Source organism: Pseudoalteromonas sp. MMG024, from assembly GCF_021654175.1.
GTDB lineage: Bacteria > Pseudomonadota > Gammaproteobacteria > Enterobacterales > Alteromonadaceae > Pseudoalteromonas.
The window spans coordinates 15731-36929 of record NZ_JAKFZO010000007.1 but is presented as its reverse complement, the minus strand read 5'-3'; the positions used below and the strand labels follow the sequence as shown (position 1 = coordinate 36929).

The window sequence follows — 21199 nt, the reverse complement described above, 5'->3', positions numbered from 1 at the left end:
GTAATTGCTTACCTATGCCGGCGCTTAATAAAACCTCTCTTTATCTTTTATTTTGTTCAATATTGATGAGTTTTGAACTGAGTGCGTCGAATCAGCCAAAAATAGGCTTAGTACTCGGTGGTGGCGGCGCCAAAGGCGGCGCGCACATTGGCGTGTTAAAGGTACTTGAAGCGAATAATGTCAAAGTTGATTATATCGCCGGTACTAGCATTGGCGCTTATGTTGCAGGTATGTATGCCTTGGGATATTCAGCAAGTGAAATTGAAAAATTTATGCTTAATGAAGATTGGAACCAAGGCTATTCAGATGATATTCCAAGAGAAGTATTACGTTATCGCGATAAAGAGCTACGCGATAAGTATAATCTACAGCTGAATTTTGGTATTCGTGACGGTGCATTGCGTTCATCTAAAGGTTTGCTTGTCGGCCAAAGTATGAGCCGTTTATTGCGAAACTCCACGCGTTCAGTGCATTTGTTTGATGATTTTGACCAGCTGGCAATCCCGTATCGCGCAATTGCGACCGATTTATCGACCAGTGAAGCCGTGGTTATTTCATCTGGTAGTATTGCTGAAGCAATGCAAGCGTCGGCTTCGGTCCCCGGGGCTGTGCAGCCGACCGAAATAGATGGTCGCTTGCTGGTTGATGGTGGCATCGCCAATAATTTGCCGGTTGATGTAGTAAAAGAGATGGGCGCAGATATCGTTATAGCCGTAGATATAGGTGCATCACTTGCTCAGTCGAATGAGTTCACATCAACCATGGAAGTACTTGGCCAGCTTTCTACCATTTTGACCAATGCCTCAACACAATGGCAAAAACGTTTACTAAGTGAAAAGGACATCTATATACGCCCCGACATTGATGACTTAAGCACCACTGACTGGGCTGATTTAGAAGAGTCGTTAGTACGCGGCCTTGCCGCTGCAAAAATCGCGGAACCAAAACTACAAACCTTAGCTATTTCACCGAGTGCATTTGAGGCTTATCAAGTTGCTAAACGCGAGCGTAGCCAAGTGTGGTTTCAGCCAATTTATAACCCAGTACTTGCGATTTCGTTGGATAATTTGTCAGACGTTAATAATAAATTGATACTCAAACACTTTTCGATTAACCCCGGAGACACTCCGTCTGAGCATGATGTGCAGCAGGCGGTAAACCGCGTTTATGCGCTCAATGAATTTGAGCGCGTTGAAACCGAGTTTAAAGATACCGAACAAGGGCGGGTGTTAGTATTAAAAACAATTGGTAAATCGTGGGGGCCAAACTATTTAGATTTTGGCGCTAATTATCAAAGTGACGTGACAGTAAACTCGGTGCTCTCAATTGATATGGCGTTTACGCGCAGTAATATTAATCGCTATGGGGGGCTTTGGCGCAATGAGATTTCGCTAGGTTTTGAAGAGTATATCGCGACCGAATTTTATCAACCACTAAACGCAGAAGGTGACTATTATGCGAGTGCTCGCCTTGCGTTTATCAAAGATAGATACAAGCTACAAACAGTAACGCAAGCGTTCTTCGATTTGGAAAAAAATCACCTGCGCGGTAATTTGGCGCTTGGTTACAACATTAATAACTTTTGGCGATTTGAGTTTGGCACAATACGTGATGTTGGCGAACTTGAACAAAAATCATTGATTAATGATAAATTCCCCTTTGATCAAACGGGTTTTTACAGCAGTTTGATGTATGACACCTTAGATAGCATTAGCTTTCCAACCCAAGGTAATCGACTACGTGTTTATTATGGGCGTTTTAAAGAAGCGTACGACGATCGCCTTGATCCAATCGACAGTCGCTATGCCAGTAAATACAAAATTGATTGGCGCGGCGCTTTTTCTATTCGCCACCACGGCTTAGTTGGCACAGCATCGTATACCAGTTATGAATCAGACGGTACATTTACCGTTAACACTGAGCGCTTGGGCGGATTTTTAAACTTATCGGGTTATGGCAAAAACGTGTTAAACGGTCCTAAGAAAGCGTTTGGCGCAGTAATTTATCAATACGATTTAGGTCGCGATATGCTTAACATGACCAGCATGCCACTTTACCTTGGTGTGAGTGCTGAAGTAGGCAATGTGTGGGATATTCAACAAAGTGTCGATTTATCTGAGCTTATTTTTGCTAGCAGCTTGTTTGTTGGCACCGATACACGCTTTGGCCCAGCTGCATTTGGTTTTGGTGCAACCGATGATGGCGAATCCAGCTTTTTTGTCTCATTAGGCAAACACTGGTAGTTGTATAATTAAATTTAATGAATGGTTTGTTTTATATTTTAAATATTTATATTTCGATTTGAAAATATCATTAAAAATACACTGTGAAAAATTTTCAATCCCTGTTTAAATAACTTCACATATACAAAGTAGGCAAGGGCGCTTTTTAAGCGTACAATACGCCCTTTATCCCACAACCATCTTCTATTTAGGAGTAACCATGTTAGAACGTAGCATGAATATCTCGGATTTTGATCCAGAACTATTTGGCGCAATGGAAAACGAAAAGCAGCGTCAAGAAGAGCACATCGAACTTATCGCGTCTGAAAACTACTGTAGCCCGCGTGTACTTGAAGCACAAGGTTCTCAGTTAACTAACAAATACGCGGAAGGTTACCCTTACAAGCGTTACTACGGTGGTTGTGAGCACGTTGATGTTGTTGAGCAATTAGCAATTGATCGCGCTAACGAATTATTCGGTACAGATTACGCAAACGTGCAACCGCACGCAGGTTCACAAGCAAACGCGGCAGTATTCCAAGCGTTACTTCAGCCGGGCGACACTGTTTTAGGTATGAGCCTTGCACACGGCGGTCACCTAACTCACGGTTCACACGTAAACTTCTCAGGTAAAACGTACAACGCAGTTCAGTACGGGCTAAACGAAGAAACTGGCGAAATTGACTATGCACAAGTTGAAGCGCTAGCACTAGAGCACAAGCCTAAAATGATCATCGGTGGTTTCTCAGCATACTCAGGTATTGTTGATTGGGCTAAATTCCGTGAAATCGCAGACAAAGTAGGTGCTTACCTGCTAGTTGATATGGCACACGTTGCCGGCCTTGTTGCTGCAGGCGTTTACCCAAGCCCAGTACCATTTGCACACGTGGTTACGACAACAACACACAAAACACTAGCGGGTCCTCGTGGTGGCTTAATCGTGTCTAACTGTGGTGACGAAGATATTTACAAAAAGTTAAACTCTGCGGTATTCCCAGGTGGTCAAGGTGGTCCTTTATGTCATGTAATCGCTGCTAAAGCGGTTGCATTTAAAGAAGCACTAGAGCCTGAGTTCAAAGCATACCAAACACAAGTTGTTAAGAATGCACAAGCTATGGTTGAAGTATTCAAAGCACGTGGCTACGACGTTGTTTCTGGTAAAACAGACAACCACCTATTCTTACTTGATTTAATCAACAAAGATATCACAGGTAAAGATGCTGATGCAGCACTTGGTAATGCTTACATTACAGTTAACAAAAACTCAGTACCAAACGACCCACGTTCTCCGTTTGTAACGTCTGGTCTACGTATCGGTTCTCCTGCAATCACGCGTCGTGGTTTTAAAGAAGCAGAAGCAAAAGAGTTAACTGGCTGGATCTGTGATGTTCTAGACAACATCGAAGATACAAAAGTACAAGATGAAGTACGTGAGAAAGTAAAAGCAATTTGTGCGAAACACCCTGTTTACGCATAATGTTTTCTCATTGTTAACATGATATGATAAGGCCGCTTTTTTTGCGGCCTTTTTTCTTTCGAGAGTTGTTTATGCATTGTCCTTTTTGTACAGCCAATGACACCAAAGTTATCGATTCACGCTTAGTAGGTGGTGGTCATCAGGTTCGCCGTCGTCGCGAATGTAATGAATGTCACGAACGTTTTACTACCTTTGAAGGTGCTGAGCTTGTTATGCCACGTGTAATCAAGCAAGACGGCAGCCGAGAACCGTTTAATGAAGACAAACTTCGCAATGGTTTGCATCGTGCGCTAGAAAAACGCCCTGTCAGTACAGAACAAGTAGAAGAAGTAGTACACCAAATTAAATCGCAACTGCGTGCAACAGGTGAGCGCGAAGTTGATAGTAAAACGGTCGGCGAATTTATTATGGAAGCGCTGAAAAAGCTCGATAAAGTTGCTTACGTACGTTTTGCTTCTGTTTACCGCTCATTTGAAGACATTAAAGAATTTGGCGAAGAAATCGCACGCTTAGGTGAGTAATTAGATGCACAACAATCGCTTTTCTGAATGTGATCACAAATATATGGCGCGCGCCATCGAGCTTGCAAAACGCGGTCGATTTACCACCACGCCTAACCCCAACGTAGGTTGCGTTTTAGTTAAAGATAATCAAATCATCGGTGAGGGTTTTCATATTCAAGCGGGTGGCCCTCATGCCGAAGTGCATGCACTGAAAATGGCTGGCGATAACGCCAAAGGCGCAACTGCTTATGTTACGCTAGAACCGTGTTCGCATTATGGCCGCACGCCGCCATGTGCTGAAGGTCTTATTAAAGCAGGCGTTAGCCGTGTTGTCGCTGCAATGGTTGATCCAAATCCAGAAGTTGCAGGTCGCGGCTTAAAAATGCTCGAAGATGCCGGAGTCGAAACCGATTTTGGCTTATTAAACGATGAAGCCGAAGCGCTCAATTTGGGCTTTTTAAAACGCATGCGCACCAACTTGCCTTATGTGCGTTGTAAATTAGCGGCAAGCCTTGATGGCAAAACGGCGCTTGAAAATGGTGAAAGTAAATGGATTACCAGCAGTGAATCGCGCCGCGCTGTGCAAGATTTACGCGCAGAAAGTTGTGCAGTACTGTCAGGGGCTGATACCGTTATTATCGATAATGCGAAATTAAATGTCCGCCCTGATGAATTGACAGATACTGATGCAAAACACAGTACTCGCCAGCCAATACGCGTGATTATTGATTCGCAAAACCGACTAACGCCGGATCTCGCGTTATTTCAGCAACCATCTAAAATAATTATTGCACGTACAACACTTGATAAATCGCACACTTGGCCGCATTTTGTTGAACAAGTAGTGGTTGAGCAAAATAATAGCAAAGTAGATTTATACGCTTTATTGTCATTATTAGCCGAGCGCGGCGTTAACTTAGTATTGTTAGAAGCGGGCGCAACCTTGGCAGGTAAAATGTTTGAACAACAGCTGGTCGATGAACTTGTTCTGTTTATGGCGCCTAAATTGATGGGGCACAGTAGTAAGAGCTTGATTAACTTGCCAACATTTACAACCATGTCTCAAGTCCCTGAACTTGAAATAAACACACTCAAGCAAGTTGGACAGGATATCTGTCTACATGCATTAGTAAAAAGAAATTAATATGTTTACAGGCATTATAGAAGCAACCGGAAACGTTGCGGCAATTGAAATGATTGCTGGCGACATGCGCGTTACCATTAACTCAGGCAAACTTGATTTGGCTGATGTTAAATTAGGCGACAGCATCGCAACCAATGGCGTATGTCTAACGGTTATTGCTTTAACAGGCCACGGCTATGTAGCCGATGTATCAAAAGAAACCCTATCGTTAACCAACTTTGAAAACTACCAAGTTGGGCAAACCGTTAACCTTGAAAAAGCGTTAATGCCACAATCGCGTTTAGGCGGTCATTTAGTTTCTGGGCATATAGACGGTATTGCAACCATAACCCGTATTGAAACCAATGCCCGTGCAACCGATTATTGGCTGTGTGCACCAGCGCAATTACTCAAGTACATTCCGTATAAAGGCTCGGTTTGCATTGATGGCATTAGCCTTACCGTAAACGAAATAAACGACAACGAATTTAAGCTAACTATTGTGCCACACACAGCAGGCGAAACCACGATTAGTGGCTTTAAAGTAGGTAGCAAAGTGAATTTAGAAGTGGATCAGCTCGCACGTTATTTAGAGCGTTTAATGATGCCACAGCAAGATGCAAAACCAACCAGTTCTCTCACTCATGAGCTTCTAGCGCAAGCTGGCTTTATGAATCGATAACCAGTCGCAAGCAAAGGTAACAAAATGGGCTTACACACTGCAGCAGAAATTATTGAAGATATCCGTCTAGGCAAAATGGTCATTCTGATGGATGACGAAGACCGTGAAAATGAAGGCGACTTAATTATGGCATCTGAGCACATCAGTGCCGATGCAATTAACTTTATGGCGACACATGGCCGTGGTTTGATTTGTTTAACGCTAACACAAGAGCGTTGCCAGCAACTTAACTTACCACTAATGGTGAGCAATAACGGCGCACAATTTTCTACTAATTTTACCATGTCGATTGAAGCGGCAAAGGGTGTAACAACGGGTATTTCAGCAGCAGACCGTGCACGCACAGTACAAGCTGCAGTGGCAAAAGGTGCAGTACCTGAAGATATCGTACAGCCAGGTCACATTTTTCCAATTATGGCGCAACCGGGTGGTGTACTGACTCGTGCAGGACACACAGAAGCCGGTTGTGATTTAGCGCGCTTAGCAGGCTGCGAACCATCTTCAGTAATCGTTGAAATACTAAATCCAGATGGCACCATGGCGCGCCGCCCAGACTTAGAAATTTTTGCTAAAGAGCACGGTTTAAAAATGGGTACCATTGCGGATTTAATTGAATACCGCAACTTAAATGAAGCGACTATTGAGCGTGTAGCAGAATGTAAATTGCCAACTGAACACGGTGAGTTTGACCTAGTGACGTATAAAGACACAATTGACGGTCAACTTCATTACGCAATGAAAAAGGGTGGCGTAAAAGAAGATGACGCAACCTTAGTACGTGTTCACTTACAAAGTACGTTTAACGATATTTTATTGTCAGATCGCGCATCCGATCGCAGCTGGACACTGTCAGGTGCAATGAAATACATCGCCGAAAATAACGGTGTATTAGTTATTTTAGCGAAACACGAAAACCCAGAAGAACTTGAGCACTTGTTTAAAGCGTTTGAAGCACAAGACAAAGGTGAAAGCCCGAGCGTGCGCAAGTTCCAAGGTACATCGCGCACCGTAGGTGTAGGCTCACAAATTTTGGCTGATTTAGGCATTCATAAAATGCGCTTAATGAGCATGCCGAAGAAGTACCATGCGATTTCAGGTTTTGGCTTAGAAGTAGTTGAATACGTTGAGCCGCAATAGGCTCAACCATAAGCCTAAAAATAAGCCTAAAAAAATTTAATTTAGTATGATAAAATCCGCGCCTTTGCGATTGCGCGATAAATGAATTAGCCAAAGAGAAGGGCATAAAATGAAAGTGATTGAAGGTAAATTAAACGCTCAAGGGAAAAAGTTTGCTATCGTTATTTCTCGCTTTAACGATTTCATTGGTAAAAGCTTACTTGATGGTGCAGTTGATACCTTAAAGCGTATTGGTGATGTAAATGACGACGATATTACCGTTGTTTATGTGCCGGGTGCTGTAGAGCTTCCTTTAGCAGCTAAGCGCATCGCAGCAAAGAAAGAATTTGATGCAATCATTTCACTTGGTGTGATTATTCGTGGTGGTACGCCGCACTTTGACTTAGTTGCTAATGAGTCAAACAAAGGCCTAGCAAGCGTATCGCTAGACTACGATATTCCTGTAGCGTTTGGTGTTTTAACAACTGAAAACATCGAGCAAGCAATTGAGCGTGCGGGCACCAAAATGGGCAACAAAGGTGGCGAAGCTGCTTTAGGTGCGCTAGAAATGGTTAACCTGTTAGAACAAATTTAAGGGTACTTAATGAAACCAGCAGCTAGACGTAAAGCCCGTAAACTGGCGTTACAAGCAATTTATTCATGGCAAGTAAGCGGTAATCCGGTTGCAGATATCGAACAACAAATGCTTGTTGAAAACGATGTAAGCAAAATTGATGTGGATTATTTTAAAGACTTAGCACGTGGTGTTGCAGTCAATCATAAGGCACTAGATGAAGCTGTTACGCCGCATTTAGATCGTCCTTTTGAAGAAATCGATTTAATCGAGAAAGCGATTTTGCGTCTGTCTTGTTATGAACTTAAGTTCCGCGAAGACGTACCTTATAAAGTTGCTATCAATGAAGGTATTGAGCTGGCAAAACTATTTGCTGCTGACGATAGCCATAAGTTTGTGAATGGGGTGCTAGATAAGACCCAGAATCAGCTTAGAAAGAAATAATTGGAGAGCCGGCTTTAGGCCGGCTTTTTTGTGCATGCAAGAATTTGAATTAATCTCTCACTTTTTCAAAGGCCGCGGTGTCGCACGTAAAGATGTCTCATTGAGCATTGGTGATGATGCAGCACTGATAAACGTTCCTGAAAACTGTCAATTAGCCGTGACCACAGACACCCTTGTTGAAGGTGTTCACTTTTTTAAAGATATCGACCCAAAAGCACTGGGTTACAGAGCGCTTGCCGTAAACTTAAGTGATTTAGCTGCAATGGGCGCAGAGCCTGCGTGGATTTCTGTGGCGCTTACGCTGCCAAACGCCGAGACAAAATGGCTTGAGCAGTTTACCCAAGGAATGCATGAAATTGCTGAGTACTATAATGTGCAAATTGTCGGTGGTGACACCACACAAGGTCCATTAACCATTAGTATTTGTGCCAAAGGTTTTGTGCCAAATGGCAGTGCGTTAACACGCAGTGGTGCAAAAAATGGTGATTGGGTGTTTGTTACAGGGTCTTTAGGTGATGCTGGGCTCGCAATTGATAGCAAGTATGGCAAAGTATCACTTACTGAGCAGCAGTTTGCCAATGCCAATAAAGCGTTTGATTACCCCACACCACAAGTGGCAGCAGGGCAAATGTTACGTGGCAAAGCAACCAGTTGTATCGATATTTCGGATGGCTTAATTGCCGATCTCGGCCATATTTGTCAGATGTCGGGCGTTGGCGCAAAATTGTTTGCTGAAAATATTCCATTAGCAGCAACAATTAAAGACGTATTGCCATTAGAGTCAGCGCTTAATTATGCCTTAACCTATGGTGATGAATATCAGCTGCTATTCACGTTACCGGAAGAACGTCGTACCACAGTTGAAATGACGCTCAAACAGTATGGCGTTGCTCTGTCGTGTATCGGTCAAATCAACAATAATGTTGGCAAGGTTGAATTGACGCTTGAAGGTAAACCGTTAACATTAACGCAATGTGGCTTTGAGCACTTTAATGCAGAATAATCGGAGTGTGCGTGGCACAATTTAACTTAAAAAAATTTACACATTTCTGTGCGCTGGGTTTTGGCTTAGGACTGGCGCCTAAAGCACCTGGCACTTTTGGTACCTTAGCGGCAATACCGTTTATTTTCCTTACCATGATGGCGCCGCTGTGGCTACAGTTGGTTGTTGCGATTGCAATTTGCGCTATTGGTATTTGGTTTTGTGACGTTGCAAGTCGCGATGCTGGCGTACATGATCATCCTGCCATTGTTTGGGATGAAGTGGCGGGTTTTTATATCACCATGATTGGCGCAGCGATTTCATGGCAAACCTTACTGGTTGGCTTTATCTTATTCCGCTTTTTCGATATTGTTAAACCTTGGCCGATCACACTGCTCGATAAACACGTAAAAGGTGGCTTTGGCATTATGGTTGACGATATTCTGGCAGGGATATTTTCACTTATATGTTTACAGCTAGTTGTTTATTACGGGCTAATTTAATAATGAGATAAACCGTGCTGTTTCGCTTAATATTGTTATTTACAGTTGTATTACTTAGTACACTCAAACCGACATACGCTTCGCTTGATGACTATGTGGTGAAACAGTGGCATATTCAGCATGGGCTTGCATCACAATCACTCAAAAACATTGTACAAGACCAACAAGGTTACTTGTGGATTGGCTCCCAGTTTGGCTTGAGTCGTTTCGACGGTAATCGCTTTACTAATTTTAATGTTAATAACAGTGATTTTTTGCCAAGCAATGCAATTAACAGTTTGCTTATCGATAACGACGGCTTTTTATGGATTGGCACTGATAACGGGCTAGTAAAGTTTAGCCCAAGTGAGCTGACATCAGAGCGCTTTAGTTTAAACGGCCCAGTACGTGATATCGCACAAGATAACAACGGCCGTATCTGGATTGCATCGAACAGTCTTTACCTTTACTCCAACCAAAAACTCAATACCATTTCTCAGCTGCTTGGTGTAAGTGACACCAATAATAACTTTAGCAATAAACGAAATGCCTTAGTGAAACTGATTGGTGAAGTGCGCAAAATGGCACTCTCGCCTGACGGCATTTGGCTGATTAACGACCGTTTTTTACTGCATTTACAAAGTTTAGCGAATGAAACTACCGGTAAAATCCGCTTTGAAATTACCGAACGTATTTCATTGCCACAGCGCTTAGCACAATCGGTTTTATACGACCTAGCGTGGCTGGAAGGGGACTTATTTATTGCCTCTGAAGTTGGCGCTTACTTTCTCGATATTGACCAAGAGTTAAGACCTTTTTCATTACCCTATGCCAATAACGCCACAGTATATAAATTTATGTACGATTCAGATGGTTCATTGTGGGTTTCGACTAAAGGGCGATTATTGTATCGCGACAGCAGTGGTATTTGGCAGTGGATTGAGCAATCAGACCTTGAACAAACGGTTTGGTTTTCCGATATTTTCAGAGGGCAAGACGACATAATTTGGCTTGCAAGTTTAACCGAAGGATTGTGGCAAGCGCGTCCTAGCCAAGTAAAACGTCATCGCGATAGTAAAGGCTTAAATCAATCGGTTACTACGCTGAAGTATGGAGAAGATCAGCGTTTATGGTTAGCTACTAAAAACGGTATTGGTTATTTAGATGAAAGTGGTTTATTTAACGTAGAAATTGCGGCTGCAAAACTCGGTGGTTTGACCGTTCATGATTTACATTTTCAGGGCTCGCGTTTATTTATCGCAACCAACCGTGGGGCCTTTGTTTACGATGGTAAAGAATTACTTAAGCTTGATGCCGCAACCTTGCGTGCAACAGCCGTGTTTGCTATCGAAAGTGCAGAGCAAGGCGGCGTTTGGCTAGCCACAGATCGTGGTTTATATCGTTTGGCCTTTAACGGTTTACGCTCGTTTGTTTATAATTCGTTTCTTGATAGTAAATACATTACTTTTATCGATGAGCAAAATGGCAAAGGTTACTTAGGCACCTCGCGCGGCGCTTATTTTTTCAGTGAGCGTGGTATCGAGCGTTTAGCCATGGGCAGCGCATTAGCTGAATCAAATATCAGTTTTATTCTTCCCGTTGAAAATAGGCTGTTTGTTGCAACGCAAAATAATGGCTTGTTTTATCGCAGTGAAAAAGGCGTTTGGCGTCAGTTAGATGTATCTAACGGCTTGCCTTACGGACCTATTTTAAGTTTGCATTTTGATCAAGTCCTGAATTATTTGTGGGTGAGCACGAGCAAAGGTGTGTATCGCTTGCCGCTTAAACAGTTTGAAGAAGGTATTCACTCGTTAGAAGTTGAACAGGTTATCTCGCCTTACAACAAACAGCTTGATGGCAAAACCAGTCAGTGTTGTTCGGGTAATGCGCTTGGTGCAATTGCCCGTGTTGGTTCGAGCTTATGGTATCCAAGTAAATCTGGTTTGGTTGAAATTCCAACCAATATTCGGCTGTTTAGTGAAAGTGATATTCGTCCGATTATTGAAACGGTCACGGCCGATAACGGTGGCGAGAAAAATACCTATTCAGTACCTGAGGTCGATACCCTTACATTGAAAACAGAGGAACGAAATTTAACACTGGGTTATACCGCAATTAATTTCCAAACTGCTTCTGAAATCGATTTTCGCTATCGCCTTGTAGGTCTTGATGGGGTTTGGCGTGAAGCAAATAATAGCCGTGAAGCAAACTATGCTAACTTACCGGCTGGGAAGTTTGTTTTTGAACTACAAGCAAAAAGACGCGGTCAAGAGTGGAGTAGTGCCGATACGATTTCACAAACCTTGATTATTCCAAAAGCCTTTGATGAAACAGTGGTGTTTCGTTTAATCGTTGTGATGTCGTTTATTCTTGCCCTGTATATTGTGTTTCTGTTCTATCGCAATCAAGAGCGCCGTAAGCAAGAAGAACTAGAACGTTTAGTTGAAACGCGTACTCAAGCGCTTATTTCAGCGAATGAGCAACTTAATAAAGCTAACGACAGGCTAAAACTGGTAAGTCACTCAGATGAGCTTACAGGCCTTCGCAGCCGTCGCTTCTTATTTGATCAACTACCGAAAGACATCGAGCATTTCCAAAGTAACCGCGAAAGCCTTGAAATTCAGGGTAAATGTATGGCACTGCTGATTTTGAACTTGGACAAGTTTAGCCGCGTGAACGATGTGTTTGGTTCGTTTGCTGGCGATAACTGTTTACAGCAAATTGCGTCCTTGCTGACAGAGCAGGTACAAGGTGCCGACTATGTGGTACGTTGGAGTGGCGACGAGTTTTTGATTTTACTAAGGGATATGCAAAAGAGCGCCGTACATCAGTTTGCGCGCAGTATTAGTCATCAGCTAGCTGGACAAAATTTTGTTATGCCTGATGGCCGTAAAACAAAACTAACAGGCTCGGTTGGTTGGGCATTTTACCCACTACCGTTACTTGGCGGGCAAATTATTAGCTGGGAAACATCCATTAAAATTGCCGATATTGCACTGCAAAAAGCAAAGGCGAAAAAGCCGGGAAGTGTCGCTTACTTTAGCTTTTCAGATAATATCGATGCGTTTGAATTTGAAGACAGTGAACGTGTTGCTCAGCAGTTAGAATCGTTATTAGATTCTGAGCAAGCTAAACTGCATATTTCTGAGATATAAAATAGTTAAGTGTGGGGATTTAGAATTCAGATTTCAGAAAGTTGCTGAAACCTGAATTCTTAAGAGATGCGCTATTTGGCTAAGTATGCTTCGATACTCTTTTGAATACCGTCAGCGTCAAGGCCAAGCTCTTGATGGATCTCTTGCTGCGTACCGTGTTTAATAAACACATCAGGTAAGCCTAAGTTAAGTACAGGAATGTTTAACTTTTCTGCCATTACAAACTCGTTCACAGCAGAGCCTGCGCCGCCCATAAGCGCGTTATCTTCAAGAGTAACTAAGGTGCTGTGAGAAGCTGCGAGCTGTTTAATTGCCGCTTCGTCAAGTGGCTTAACAAAACGCATATCAAGTAACGTTGCGTTAAGCGCTTCAGCCACTTGCTTTGCTTCATCAAGCAAGGTACCAAAGCTTAAAATTGCTGTGTCCTTACCTTCACGAATAACCTTAGCTTTACCAATCTCAAGTGCGCTCATCGCATCATTTGGCATAATGTCGCCTGCGCTGCCACGAGGGTAACGTACCGCACTTGGTCCTTGATGAAGATGGCCGGTGTAAAGCATTTGACGACATTCGTCTAAATCACTTGGTGCCATGATCACCATATTTGGAACACAGCGCATATAGCTTAAATCGTATGCACCTTGGTGAGTTTCACCGTCTGCACCCACCACGCCAGCGCGATCGATGGCAAACATTACTGGTAAATTTTGCAAAGCTACATCGTGGATAAGTTGATCGTAACCACGTTGTAAAAAGCTTGAGTAAATCGCCACAACTGGGGTAAGCCCTTCACAGGCTAAGCCTGCACCTAAGGTTACCGCGTGTTGTTCGGCAATTGCCGCATCATAATATTGGCTTGGGAACTCTTTTGAAAAGCGCACCATGCCTGAACCTTCACGCATCGCCGGCGTAATTGCCATAAGTTTCGGATCTTTTGCGGCCATATCGCATAACCAATCGCCGAATACTTTTGAGAAAGTAGGTGCGCTTGGTTTCGACTTTGGTAAGCTGGTTTCACTTGGGTCAAACTTTGGGACGCCGTGATAGCCAATTGGATCAGCTTCTGCTGGTTTATAGCCTTTACCTTTTTGTGTGCGTACGTGAAGTAATTGCGGGCCCTTTAAGTTACGCATATTACGTAAGGTATCAGTTAGCATGCCAACATCATGGCCATCAATTGGCCCAATGTAGTTAAAGCCTAACTCTTCAAAAAACGTACCTGGGATCACCATACCTTTAAGGTGTTCTTCCATACGACTTGCCAGCTCTTTTACCGGTGGCATGCCTGAGAGTAGTTTTTTACCGCCTTCACGAATGTTGGTATAAAAGCTACCTGACAGAATACGCGCAAAGTGGTTGTTGAGCGCACCTACGTTTTCTGAAATCGACATTTCGTTGTCGTTTAGAATAACCAGCATATCGGGGTTTAAGTCACCGGCGTGGTTCATTGCCTCAAATGCCATACCCGCAGTAATCGCACCATCACCAATAACGGCAACAACTTTACGGTCTTGGCCTTCTTTTTCAGACGCCAGCGCCATACCAAGTGCCGCAGAAATTGAGGTACTTGAATGGCCTACGCTAAAGGTATCGTATTCACTTTCTTCACGGAAAGGGAAAGGGTGCAAACCATCTTTTTGGCGAATGGTATGCATTTGCTCACGGCGACCTGTTAAAATTTTATGTGGATATGCCTGATGGCCAACATCCCAAATCAATCGGTCAAATGGTGTGTTATATACGTAATGCAACGCCACAGTCAGCTCAACGGTGCCAAGACCTGAGGCGAGGTGCCCACTACTTTGTGATACCGAGTTAAGTAAGTACTCTCTCAGTTCATCGCTTAGCTCAGCCAAGTTTTGCTGCGGGATTTCGCGCAGTTGCTCTGGCGTATTCGCTAAGCTTAATAATGGATACTTGCTACTATCAAATGTCATGATGTTTTAAATTCTATCCTAAAAATGAGTCGCCAACTTATTGTTATCGCTTATTTGGCGTACTAGGGATCAGTGATCTCTAGCAATTATATATTCTGCAATCGCTTTGAGTCGACCTGTATCGGCATCTATTTCAGACAAAGCGTTAATTGCTTGGTTCACAAGATTTCGCGCTTTATCTTTCGCGCCTTTAATGCCTAGTAAAGCAGGGTAGGTTGCTTTGTTGGCTTCGATGTCAGACCCTTGTGGTTTACCTAAGGTGTGTGTATCACCTTCAACATCAAGAATGTCGTCTTGAACTTGGAATGCAAGGCCAATTGTTTCAGCATAGCGTGCTAGTGCCGCAATTTCTAATTCGTTGGCATTACCGGCAAGAGCGCCCATCTTAATTGCCGATTTAAGCAGTGCACCGGTTTTTAATTTATGTACTTGCTCAAGTTGAGTTAGGGTAATTACCGAATCGGTTGCGGCAATATCAAGTGCTTGTCCGCCACACATACCCAATAATCCAGACGCATTTGCTAATGTGTTTACGATTTTTAGCTGGTTGTTAACAGTAGTGCCATTGAATTGTGATTCAGTAATGGTTTCAAATGCTAAACATTGTAGTGCATCACCTACTAAAATTGCAGTCGCTTCATCGTAGGCAATATGGCATGTTGGTCTGCCGCGGCGCAGTTCATCATCATCCATCGCTGGCAGGTCATCGTGTACTAACGAATAGCTATGAACGCACTCAATTGCGCATGCAATTCGGTCTAGATCGGCGTTGTCGGCGTTAAATAATTCACCTGTTAGGTAAACCAAAATCGGTCGTAAACGTTTGCCACCATTTAATAAACTGTAGCGACATGCGGCTACGAGCTTTTCATCCGTGTGATGTGACGCTGGAGTCAGCGCGCTCAAATTTTCTTCAATGCGCGGTATATACGCAGAGATTATAGAGTCGACAGAATTCAATGGAACGCCTATTGGTTAAAATCCACAAGTTGGGCATTATCATTTTGCCCCATCAAGATTTGCACTTTTTGTTGTGCTTGCTCAAGCTTTTGTGATGAAGCTGAGGCGAGGGCAATACCACGCTCAAATTGCTTTAACGCTGTTTCGAGAGGCAAATCACCATGTTCCATTTCAGTTACAATTGTTGAAAGTTCTGAAATGGCTTCTTCGAAGCTTAAATTTTCAGGCTTTTTGCTCGCCATAAGTTACCTGCCACGCAAAGTAAAAAAGAATTGGCTAATTTTATGGTTATTGCCGCGCTAATTCAATTTAACTTGCTAAATATCCTAACGAATGTGCTTTAACGCTTTGTTTTACTCCTATTTGAGCTAAATTAATTTGTTAAAGGTTGGGTTAAAGCGCATAAATTTGTGATAAATGCAGCTAAACTTTATTGCTAGCAGTATTAAGGTGATTCTGCCTGGGGCTTATCATGTCACTGTTTTTATTAAAAGCTAAGTTGATGTATGCAAAATAAATTACTAATACTTTGCTAGCGCTTGCCGATAAATAAAAGTAAATTATTATAATAGTTACGGTATCTTGTCTTCACGCAAGCATATTGAGCCTCAAATTTAAAACCCAAACTTGGTTTATAAGTATTACAACTGGGAGTCAAAGTGGATTTAGCAACGGTTATAGGCATTGTCGGTGCAATCGGTTTCATTGTGATGGCAATGGTCATGGGTGGTGATATTGGTATGTTTGTCGATGTGCCCTCAGTACTCATTGTATTTTGTGGTTCATTATTTGTTGTACTCTCTAACTACACTATGGGGCAATTTTTTGGCATAGGTAAAGTCGCTGGTAAGGCCTTTATGTTTAAAATTGAAGCGCCAGAAGAACTTATCGAAAAATCAGTAGAGCTGGCTGACGCTGCCCGTAAAGGCGGCTTTTTAGCACTAGAAGAAGCTGATATCCCTAACCCTTTTATGCGTAAAGGCATTGATATGCTAGTGGATGGCCATGACGCTGATGTAGTGCGTGCCACATTGCAAAAAGATATTAGTTTAACAACAACACGTCATGAAGCTGGTGCTGGATTATTTAAAGCACTGGGTGATGTTGCGCCTGCGATGGGCATGATTGGTACCTTGATTGGTCTGGTAGCCATGTTATCGAACATGGATGACCCCAAAGCTATTGGCCCTGCGATGGCGGTTGCTTTACTTACAACACTTTATGGTGCATTCCTTGCGAACGTAATCGCCATTCCAATTCAAGCTAAATTAGAAAACCGCAAAGATGAAGAGCAACTCAATCAGCGCTTAATTTTAGACGCTATTTTAGGTATTCAAGATGGCCAAAATCCAAAAGTGATCGAAGGTATTTTGAAAAACTATTTAGCAGAGTCTAAACGCCAAGTGGATACTGAGGGGTAGACAATGTCGGACGAAGCAGAAGAGTGTAAATGCCCGCCCCCCGGATTACCGGCGTGGATGGGCACCTTTGCTGATTTAATGTCGCTATTAATGTGCTTCTTTGTATTGTTATTAGCTTTCTCAGAAATGGATGTACTGAAGTTTAAGCAGATTGCAGGTTCGATGAAGTTTGCATTTGGTGTACAAAATAAGATTGAAGTTAAAGACATTCCAAAAGGTACTAGCGTTATTGCTATGGAGTTTCGTCCAGGTAAGCCCGACCCAACGCCGATAGAAACAATTCAGCAGCAAACCGTTGAGATGACGCAGCAAATGCTTGAATTTCAAGCCGGTGAAGAAGACAGTGCGGGCGGCAGACAAGAGCAACGCGGTAATCGCCGAGGTGGCGAATCGGCAAGTACCTCTAAACAAACCGCCAGTGAAGCGCAGCAAGAAAAAACCAACGAGCTACTTAAAAAAATCGCGCAGCAGCTGGAACAACAAATTATTGATGGCGCAATTGAATTAGAATCGCTTGGTCAGCAAATTGTGATCCGTATTCGGGAAAATGGCTCGTTTCCGTCGGGTAGTGCATTTTTACAGCCACAGTTTAAGCCAATTATTCAAGAAATAGCGGCATTACTAAATGATGTACCTGGCGAAATTACGGTATCGGGTCATACAGATGATTTTCAAGTGAGCAACGAGCTTTACACTAATAATTGGGATCTTTCTGCTAAGCGCGCTGTTGCGGTAGCAACGGAAATGCAAAAAGTACCGTCGTTTGACAAAGGTCGCATGGTGGTAATTGGCCGAGCAGATACCAGACCGTTAGAGCCGAATGTTGATGAAGAGTCGCGCCGCCGCAACCGTCGGGTTGAAATATCAATTATGCAGGGTAAGGCAAAAGAATCGACACCAATTGATTTACAGTAAATTAACGGTCTACGCTAATTAAGAACTGAGACGAATTATGGCAAATCAGAATATTAGTGTGTTTTTAGGCTCGCTGTTGTACTTATATACACTGTTTTTCTGTTGTTTACGGATTGATATTTTGAATCGTTAATATTAATGCTGCGAGCCTTTGGGTTCCGCTAACGTCGATTATTGCATTAGTGATCCCCACATTGGGTTTATGGCCGGCAACTGGATTATCGCAAATAGCGCTCGAAGTATGCGCATTAATAACGGCATTTGTTTACTTTAAAGCATATCAACGCCTTGAAAAACGCGCTTACTTTGGTGAAAAAGAGAGTATTTGGTCACTCGATAAATCTAAGCAACTAAACGTTGAGGGTACTGCAAGCATCTCAAAGTAAACAGTTACTTGCATAGAGACTGAACAAAGAGGTGTTTGCTTTATAGGCAAACACCTCTTTGTCATAACATGAAATAATTTTTCATGAAAAAGTACTTGTGTTTTTTAGTAATTTCAGTAATTTGAAAGGTGCCTTAAGGCAAAACAACTACAAGGAGATAATTATGAAAACAGTAGATAAATTTTCTTATATGCCAGGTACCGGTGGAAACGGTGGTGGTACTGATGATGAAAATAAAAAATAGCATTCGCTAATGCCTATTAAAGAGCTGCTTATTGTATTAGGCAGCTATCAAACCTTGCTTGTTGTTATTTCTTTTTTACTTCTTGTAGCTTTAAAGCAAAAACAAGGAGCGATTTTTGCTGGCACCACAGCATTCTTTTTTTTGTTCGCTAATTTTTACTTTCCGTATTTAATTGAATGGGACTCAGAAAACCTTTATCGCTACTTCATTTGGTTGCTCCATGATTTAACATGGATGGGGTGTATTGCTTATTTAGGTTTAAAAGATAAAGTCTCCTGGCGTCAATCAGTGCTTGGTCAGCTTTTTTGTATTCCAATTATCTGCTTAAATGCATTTCGTGCAATGGATATGGGCTTTAATAGCTTTAACTTCTCATTGGCACCCTATCAATTTATATACCCTGTGTTTGAAACAGCCATCGTTGCACTTTGTTGGATGCCGATTTTTGTTTATTTAAAAAACAAATTCTTTGTAAAATCGCAACCTGCATAATTCTTTATTAGCATTTACTTCATAATACGATATAGTTAACTGTAATTATATACAGTTGTTTGTTTTGATTTGAAACTTTATATCGCAGAAAAACCATCATTAGGGCGTGCTATTGCCGATGCACTGCCAAAACCTCATAAAAAAATGGATGGCCATATTATTGTGGGCAATGGTGATGTGGTATCCTGGTGCATTGGTCATTTGCTCGAACTTGCAGAACCCGATGAATACCATGAACGCTATAAAAAATGGAACTTAGGCGATTTACCCATAGCGCCCGACACATGGCAATTAAAAGCCAAAGCTAAAACTCGTAAACAACTCACCTTGCTTAAAAAACTCATAAAACAAGCCAGCCAACTTGTGCATGCAGGTGACCCTGATCGTGAAGGGCAATTGCTAGTCGATGAAGTAATTAGTGAGGCAAAAGTACCAAAAACAAAGTTAGACACTACAGAGCGCTTACTGATTAGCGATCTTAACTTAAACGCCGTTAAAAAAGCGCTTGCTAATTTAAAATCAAATCGCGATTTTATACCGCTGTCAGTGTCAGCGCTCGCGCGATCTCGTGCCGATTGGTTAATTGGCATGAATTTAACCCGTGCTTATACCATTAAAGGCAAGCAAGGTGGCTATACGGGAGTGCTCTCGGTTGGTCGGGTGCAAACACCTATTTTAGGGTTAGTGGTACGTCGCGATTTAGAAATCGAAAACTTTATCAGTCGCCCGTTTTTTGAAGTACTCGCTGAGAATATCACAGAACAAGGTGAGCAATTTCAAGCTAAATGGCTGCCAAGCGAGGCGTGCTTGCCATATCAAGATGAAGATGGCCGAGTGTTGCACAAGGGCCTCTGTGAAAATGTTATAAGCCGCATTACGGGCCAGCAAGGGCAGGTGTTATCTGTTGAGGAAAAAACCAAAAAGCAAGCACCGCCGCTACCTTATAATTTATCGGCACTACAGATCGATGCGGCAAAGCTATTTAAAATGCCCGCTAAAAAAGTGCTGGATATTTGCCAAAGCTTGTATGAAAAGCACAAGCTGATTACGTATCCACGTTCCGATAATCGTTATTTGCCAAATGAGCACTTTTTTGAAGCACCACAAGTGCTTAGTGCGATGGAAAATAACAAAGGACAAACTAGCGCGCTGATTGCGAACGCCGATACGTCACGCAAGCATAAATGTTGGAATGATAAAAAAGTAGAGGCGCACCACGCTATTATTCCCACCAGTAAAAAGCTAAAAAGTGCGAGTTTAGGCTTTGAAGAAGAAAAAATTTATGGCCTTATTTGCCGCCAATATTTAGCATTGTTTTACCCCGATTATATTTATCACGATACAAGCGTATTGGTTGAAATTGCTGGCGGTAAGTTTAAAGCGACGGCAAAGCGTGAAAGCCAACTAGGCTTCAAAGTACTGATGGGAAAAAGCGAATTAAAAGATGAAGTCACTCTGCCTGCGCTTTCAAAAGGACAACTATTTACCTGTCAACAAGGGCGCTTAGTTGAAAAGCAAACTGAGCCGCCACAACATTTTAATGATGCCTCTTTGTTAAGTGCCATGACGGGTATTGCACGTTACGTGGATGATGCTGAAATTAAAAAAATTCTGCGCGACAACGACGGGCTAGGCACTGAGGCCACACGCGCTGGCATTATTGAATTACTATTTAAACGCGGCTTTTTACAGCGCCAAGGTAAACACATATTAGCCACCGAAACCGGTAAAGCCCTCATTAATGTACTACCTGAAAAATTAACCAAACCCGATATGACCGCGCTTTGGGAGTCGCAATTAACGCAAATTGCCGAAAAGCATGGCAGTTACAGCAGCTTTATGACGCCATTACTCAATGAGCTACAAGGTCATATTGCGTTGGCTAGCAAAACACCCGTCACTGGATTTAGTAATTTACCCCCGCCCAAACAAAAGCCGTTTAAGCGCCGTTATAAACGCAAAGCAAAAACAACCAGTTAAGCAAAAAGCCACATCCCAATTTTGGGATGTGGCTTTTTAAAAGTCATCCCAAAATTGGGATGTGATATAAACCTCAAAATCGCGATTTTATCATAACATCTTGT

19 protein-coding genes are annotated in these 21199 nt (G+C 42.5%); 16 read left to right on the top strand and 3 right to left on the bottom strand.

Features of this window, described 5'->3' with window-relative positions; translation table 11 throughout:
- Positions 1–65 precede the first annotated feature (65 nt).
- The 11 genes from L1068_RS08110 (at position 66) to L1068_RS08060 (ending at position 12760) form a co-directional block, all read left to right on the top strand.
- On the top strand, positions 66–2243 hold the full coding sequence (locus L1068_RS08110; protein WP_237129840.1) for a patatin-like phospholipase family protein: 2178 nt from the start codon (positions 66–68) through the stop codon (positions 2241–2243).
- A gap of 199 nt (positions 2244–2442) precedes the next feature.
- Positions 2443–3699, top strand: a complete 1257-nt coding sequence (glyA, locus tag L1068_RS08105; protein WP_237129839.1) for a serine hydroxymethyltransferase — start codon at positions 2443–2445, stop codon at positions 3697–3699.
- Positions 3700–3770: 71 nt separating this feature from the next.
- Positions 3771–4220 carry a transcriptional regulator NrdR gene (gene nrdR / locus L1068_RS08100; RefSeq protein WP_010561691.1) on the top strand — a complete coding sequence of 150 codons (450 nt, stop codon included), beginning with the start codon at positions 3771–3773 and terminating at the stop codon, positions 4218–4220.
- 4 nt (positions 4221–4224) lie between these two features.
- Positions 4225–5346, top strand: a complete 1122-nt coding sequence (ribD, locus tag L1068_RS08095) for a bifunctional diaminohydroxyphosphoribosylaminopyrimidine deaminase/5-amino-6-(5-phosphoribosylamino)uracil reductase RibD (protein ID WP_237129838.1) — start codon at positions 4225–4227, stop codon at positions 5344–5346.
- A 1-nt stretch (position 5347) separates the two neighbouring features.
- Positions 5348–6007 carry a riboflavin synthase gene (locus L1068_RS08090; protein ID WP_237129837.1) on the top strand — a complete coding sequence of 220 codons (660 nt, stop codon included), beginning with the start codon at positions 5348–5350 and terminating at the stop codon, positions 6005–6007.
- Positions 6008–6031: 24 nt separating this feature from the next.
- Complete coding sequence (gene ribBA / locus L1068_RS08085) at positions 6032–7144, top strand: bifunctional 3,4-dihydroxy-2-butanone-4-phosphate synthase/GTP cyclohydrolase II (RefSeq protein WP_237129836.1); 1113 nt, start codon at positions 6032–6034, stop codon at positions 7142–7144.
- A 109-nt stretch (positions 7145–7253) separates the two neighbouring features.
- Complete coding sequence (gene ribE, locus L1068_RS08080; protein WP_010561687.1) at positions 7254–7718, top strand: 6,7-dimethyl-8-ribityllumazine synthase; 465 nt, start codon at positions 7254–7256, stop codon at positions 7716–7718.
- A 9-nt stretch (positions 7719–7727) separates the two neighbouring features.
- Positions 7728–8141, top strand: coding sequence for a transcription antitermination factor NusB (gene nusB, locus L1068_RS08075; protein ID WP_237129835.1), 414 nt, complete (start codon positions 7728–7730; stop codon positions 8139–8141).
- Positions 8142–8175: 34 nt separating this feature from the next.
- Positions 8176–9144, top strand: coding sequence for a thiamine-phosphate kinase (thiL, locus tag L1068_RS08070; protein WP_054980019.1), 969 nt, complete (start codon positions 8176–8178; stop codon positions 9142–9144).
- 11 nt (positions 9145–9155) lie between these two features.
- A complete protein-coding gene (locus L1068_RS08065) occupies positions 9156–9626 on the top strand; it encodes a phosphatidylglycerophosphatase A (protein ID WP_010561684.1) in 471 nt (156 codons plus the stop codon).
- A gap of 14 nt (positions 9627–9640) precedes the next feature.
- A complete protein-coding gene (locus L1068_RS08060; RefSeq protein WP_237129834.1) occupies positions 9641–12760 on the top strand; it encodes a diguanylate cyclase in 3120 nt (1039 codons plus the stop codon).
- Between the two features lie 71 nt (positions 12761–12831).
- On the opposite strand, the gene dxs is transcribed toward L1068_RS08060, so the two are convergent.
- The 3 genes from dxs to xseB form a co-directional block, all read right to left on the bottom strand.
- Positions 12832–14697 (bottom strand): 1-deoxy-D-xylulose-5-phosphate synthase, encoded by a 1866-nt coding sequence (gene dxs, locus L1068_RS08055; RefSeq protein WP_237129833.1) that lies wholly within the window; start codon positions 14695–14697, stop codon positions 12832–12834.
- Between the two features lie 69 nt (positions 14698–14766).
- Positions 14767–15624: a (2E,6E)-farnesyl diphosphate synthase gene (ispA, locus tag L1068_RS08050; protein WP_343221898.1), complete on the bottom strand. Its 858-nt coding sequence runs from the start codon at positions 15622–15624 to the stop codon at positions 14767–14769.
- 41 nt (positions 15625–15665) lie between these two features.
- Entirely contained in the window at positions 15666–15899 is a 234-nt protein-coding gene (gene xseB, locus L1068_RS08045; protein ID WP_010561680.1) for an exodeoxyribonuclease VII small subunit, read from the bottom strand.
- A 417-nt stretch (positions 15900–16316) separates the two neighbouring features.
- On the opposite strand from xseB, the gene pomA reads away from it, so the two are divergent.
- The 5 genes from pomA to L1068_RS08020 all read left to right on the top strand — a co-directional run bounded on the left by pomA (position 16317) and on the right by L1068_RS08020 (position 21095).
- Entirely contained in the window at positions 16317–17078 is a 762-nt protein-coding gene (pomA, locus tag L1068_RS08040; RefSeq protein ID WP_010561679.1) for a flagellar motor protein PomA, read from the top strand.
- Positions 17079–17081: 3 nt separating this feature from the next.
- The gene (locus L1068_RS08035; RefSeq protein WP_237129832.1) at positions 17082–17993 is read left to right on the top strand and encodes a flagellar motor protein MotB; all 912 of its coding nucleotides are present in this window, start codon (positions 17082–17084) and stop codon (positions 17991–17993) included.
- 182 nt (positions 17994–18175) lie between these two features.
- Positions 18176–18379, top strand: coding sequence for a hypothetical protein (locus tag L1068_RS08030; protein ID WP_237129831.1), 204 nt, complete (start codon positions 18176–18178; stop codon positions 18377–18379).
- A 253-nt stretch (positions 18380–18632) separates the two neighbouring features.
- Complete coding sequence (locus tag L1068_RS08025) at positions 18633–19115, top strand: hypothetical protein (protein ID WP_237129830.1); 483 nt, start codon at positions 18633–18635, stop codon at positions 19113–19115.
- A gap of 69 nt (positions 19116–19184) precedes the next feature.
- On the top strand, positions 19185–21095 hold the full coding sequence (locus L1068_RS08020; protein WP_237129829.1) for a DNA topoisomerase III: 1911 nt from the start codon (positions 19185–19187) through the stop codon (positions 21093–21095).
- Positions 21096–21199: the final 104 nt, after the last annotated feature.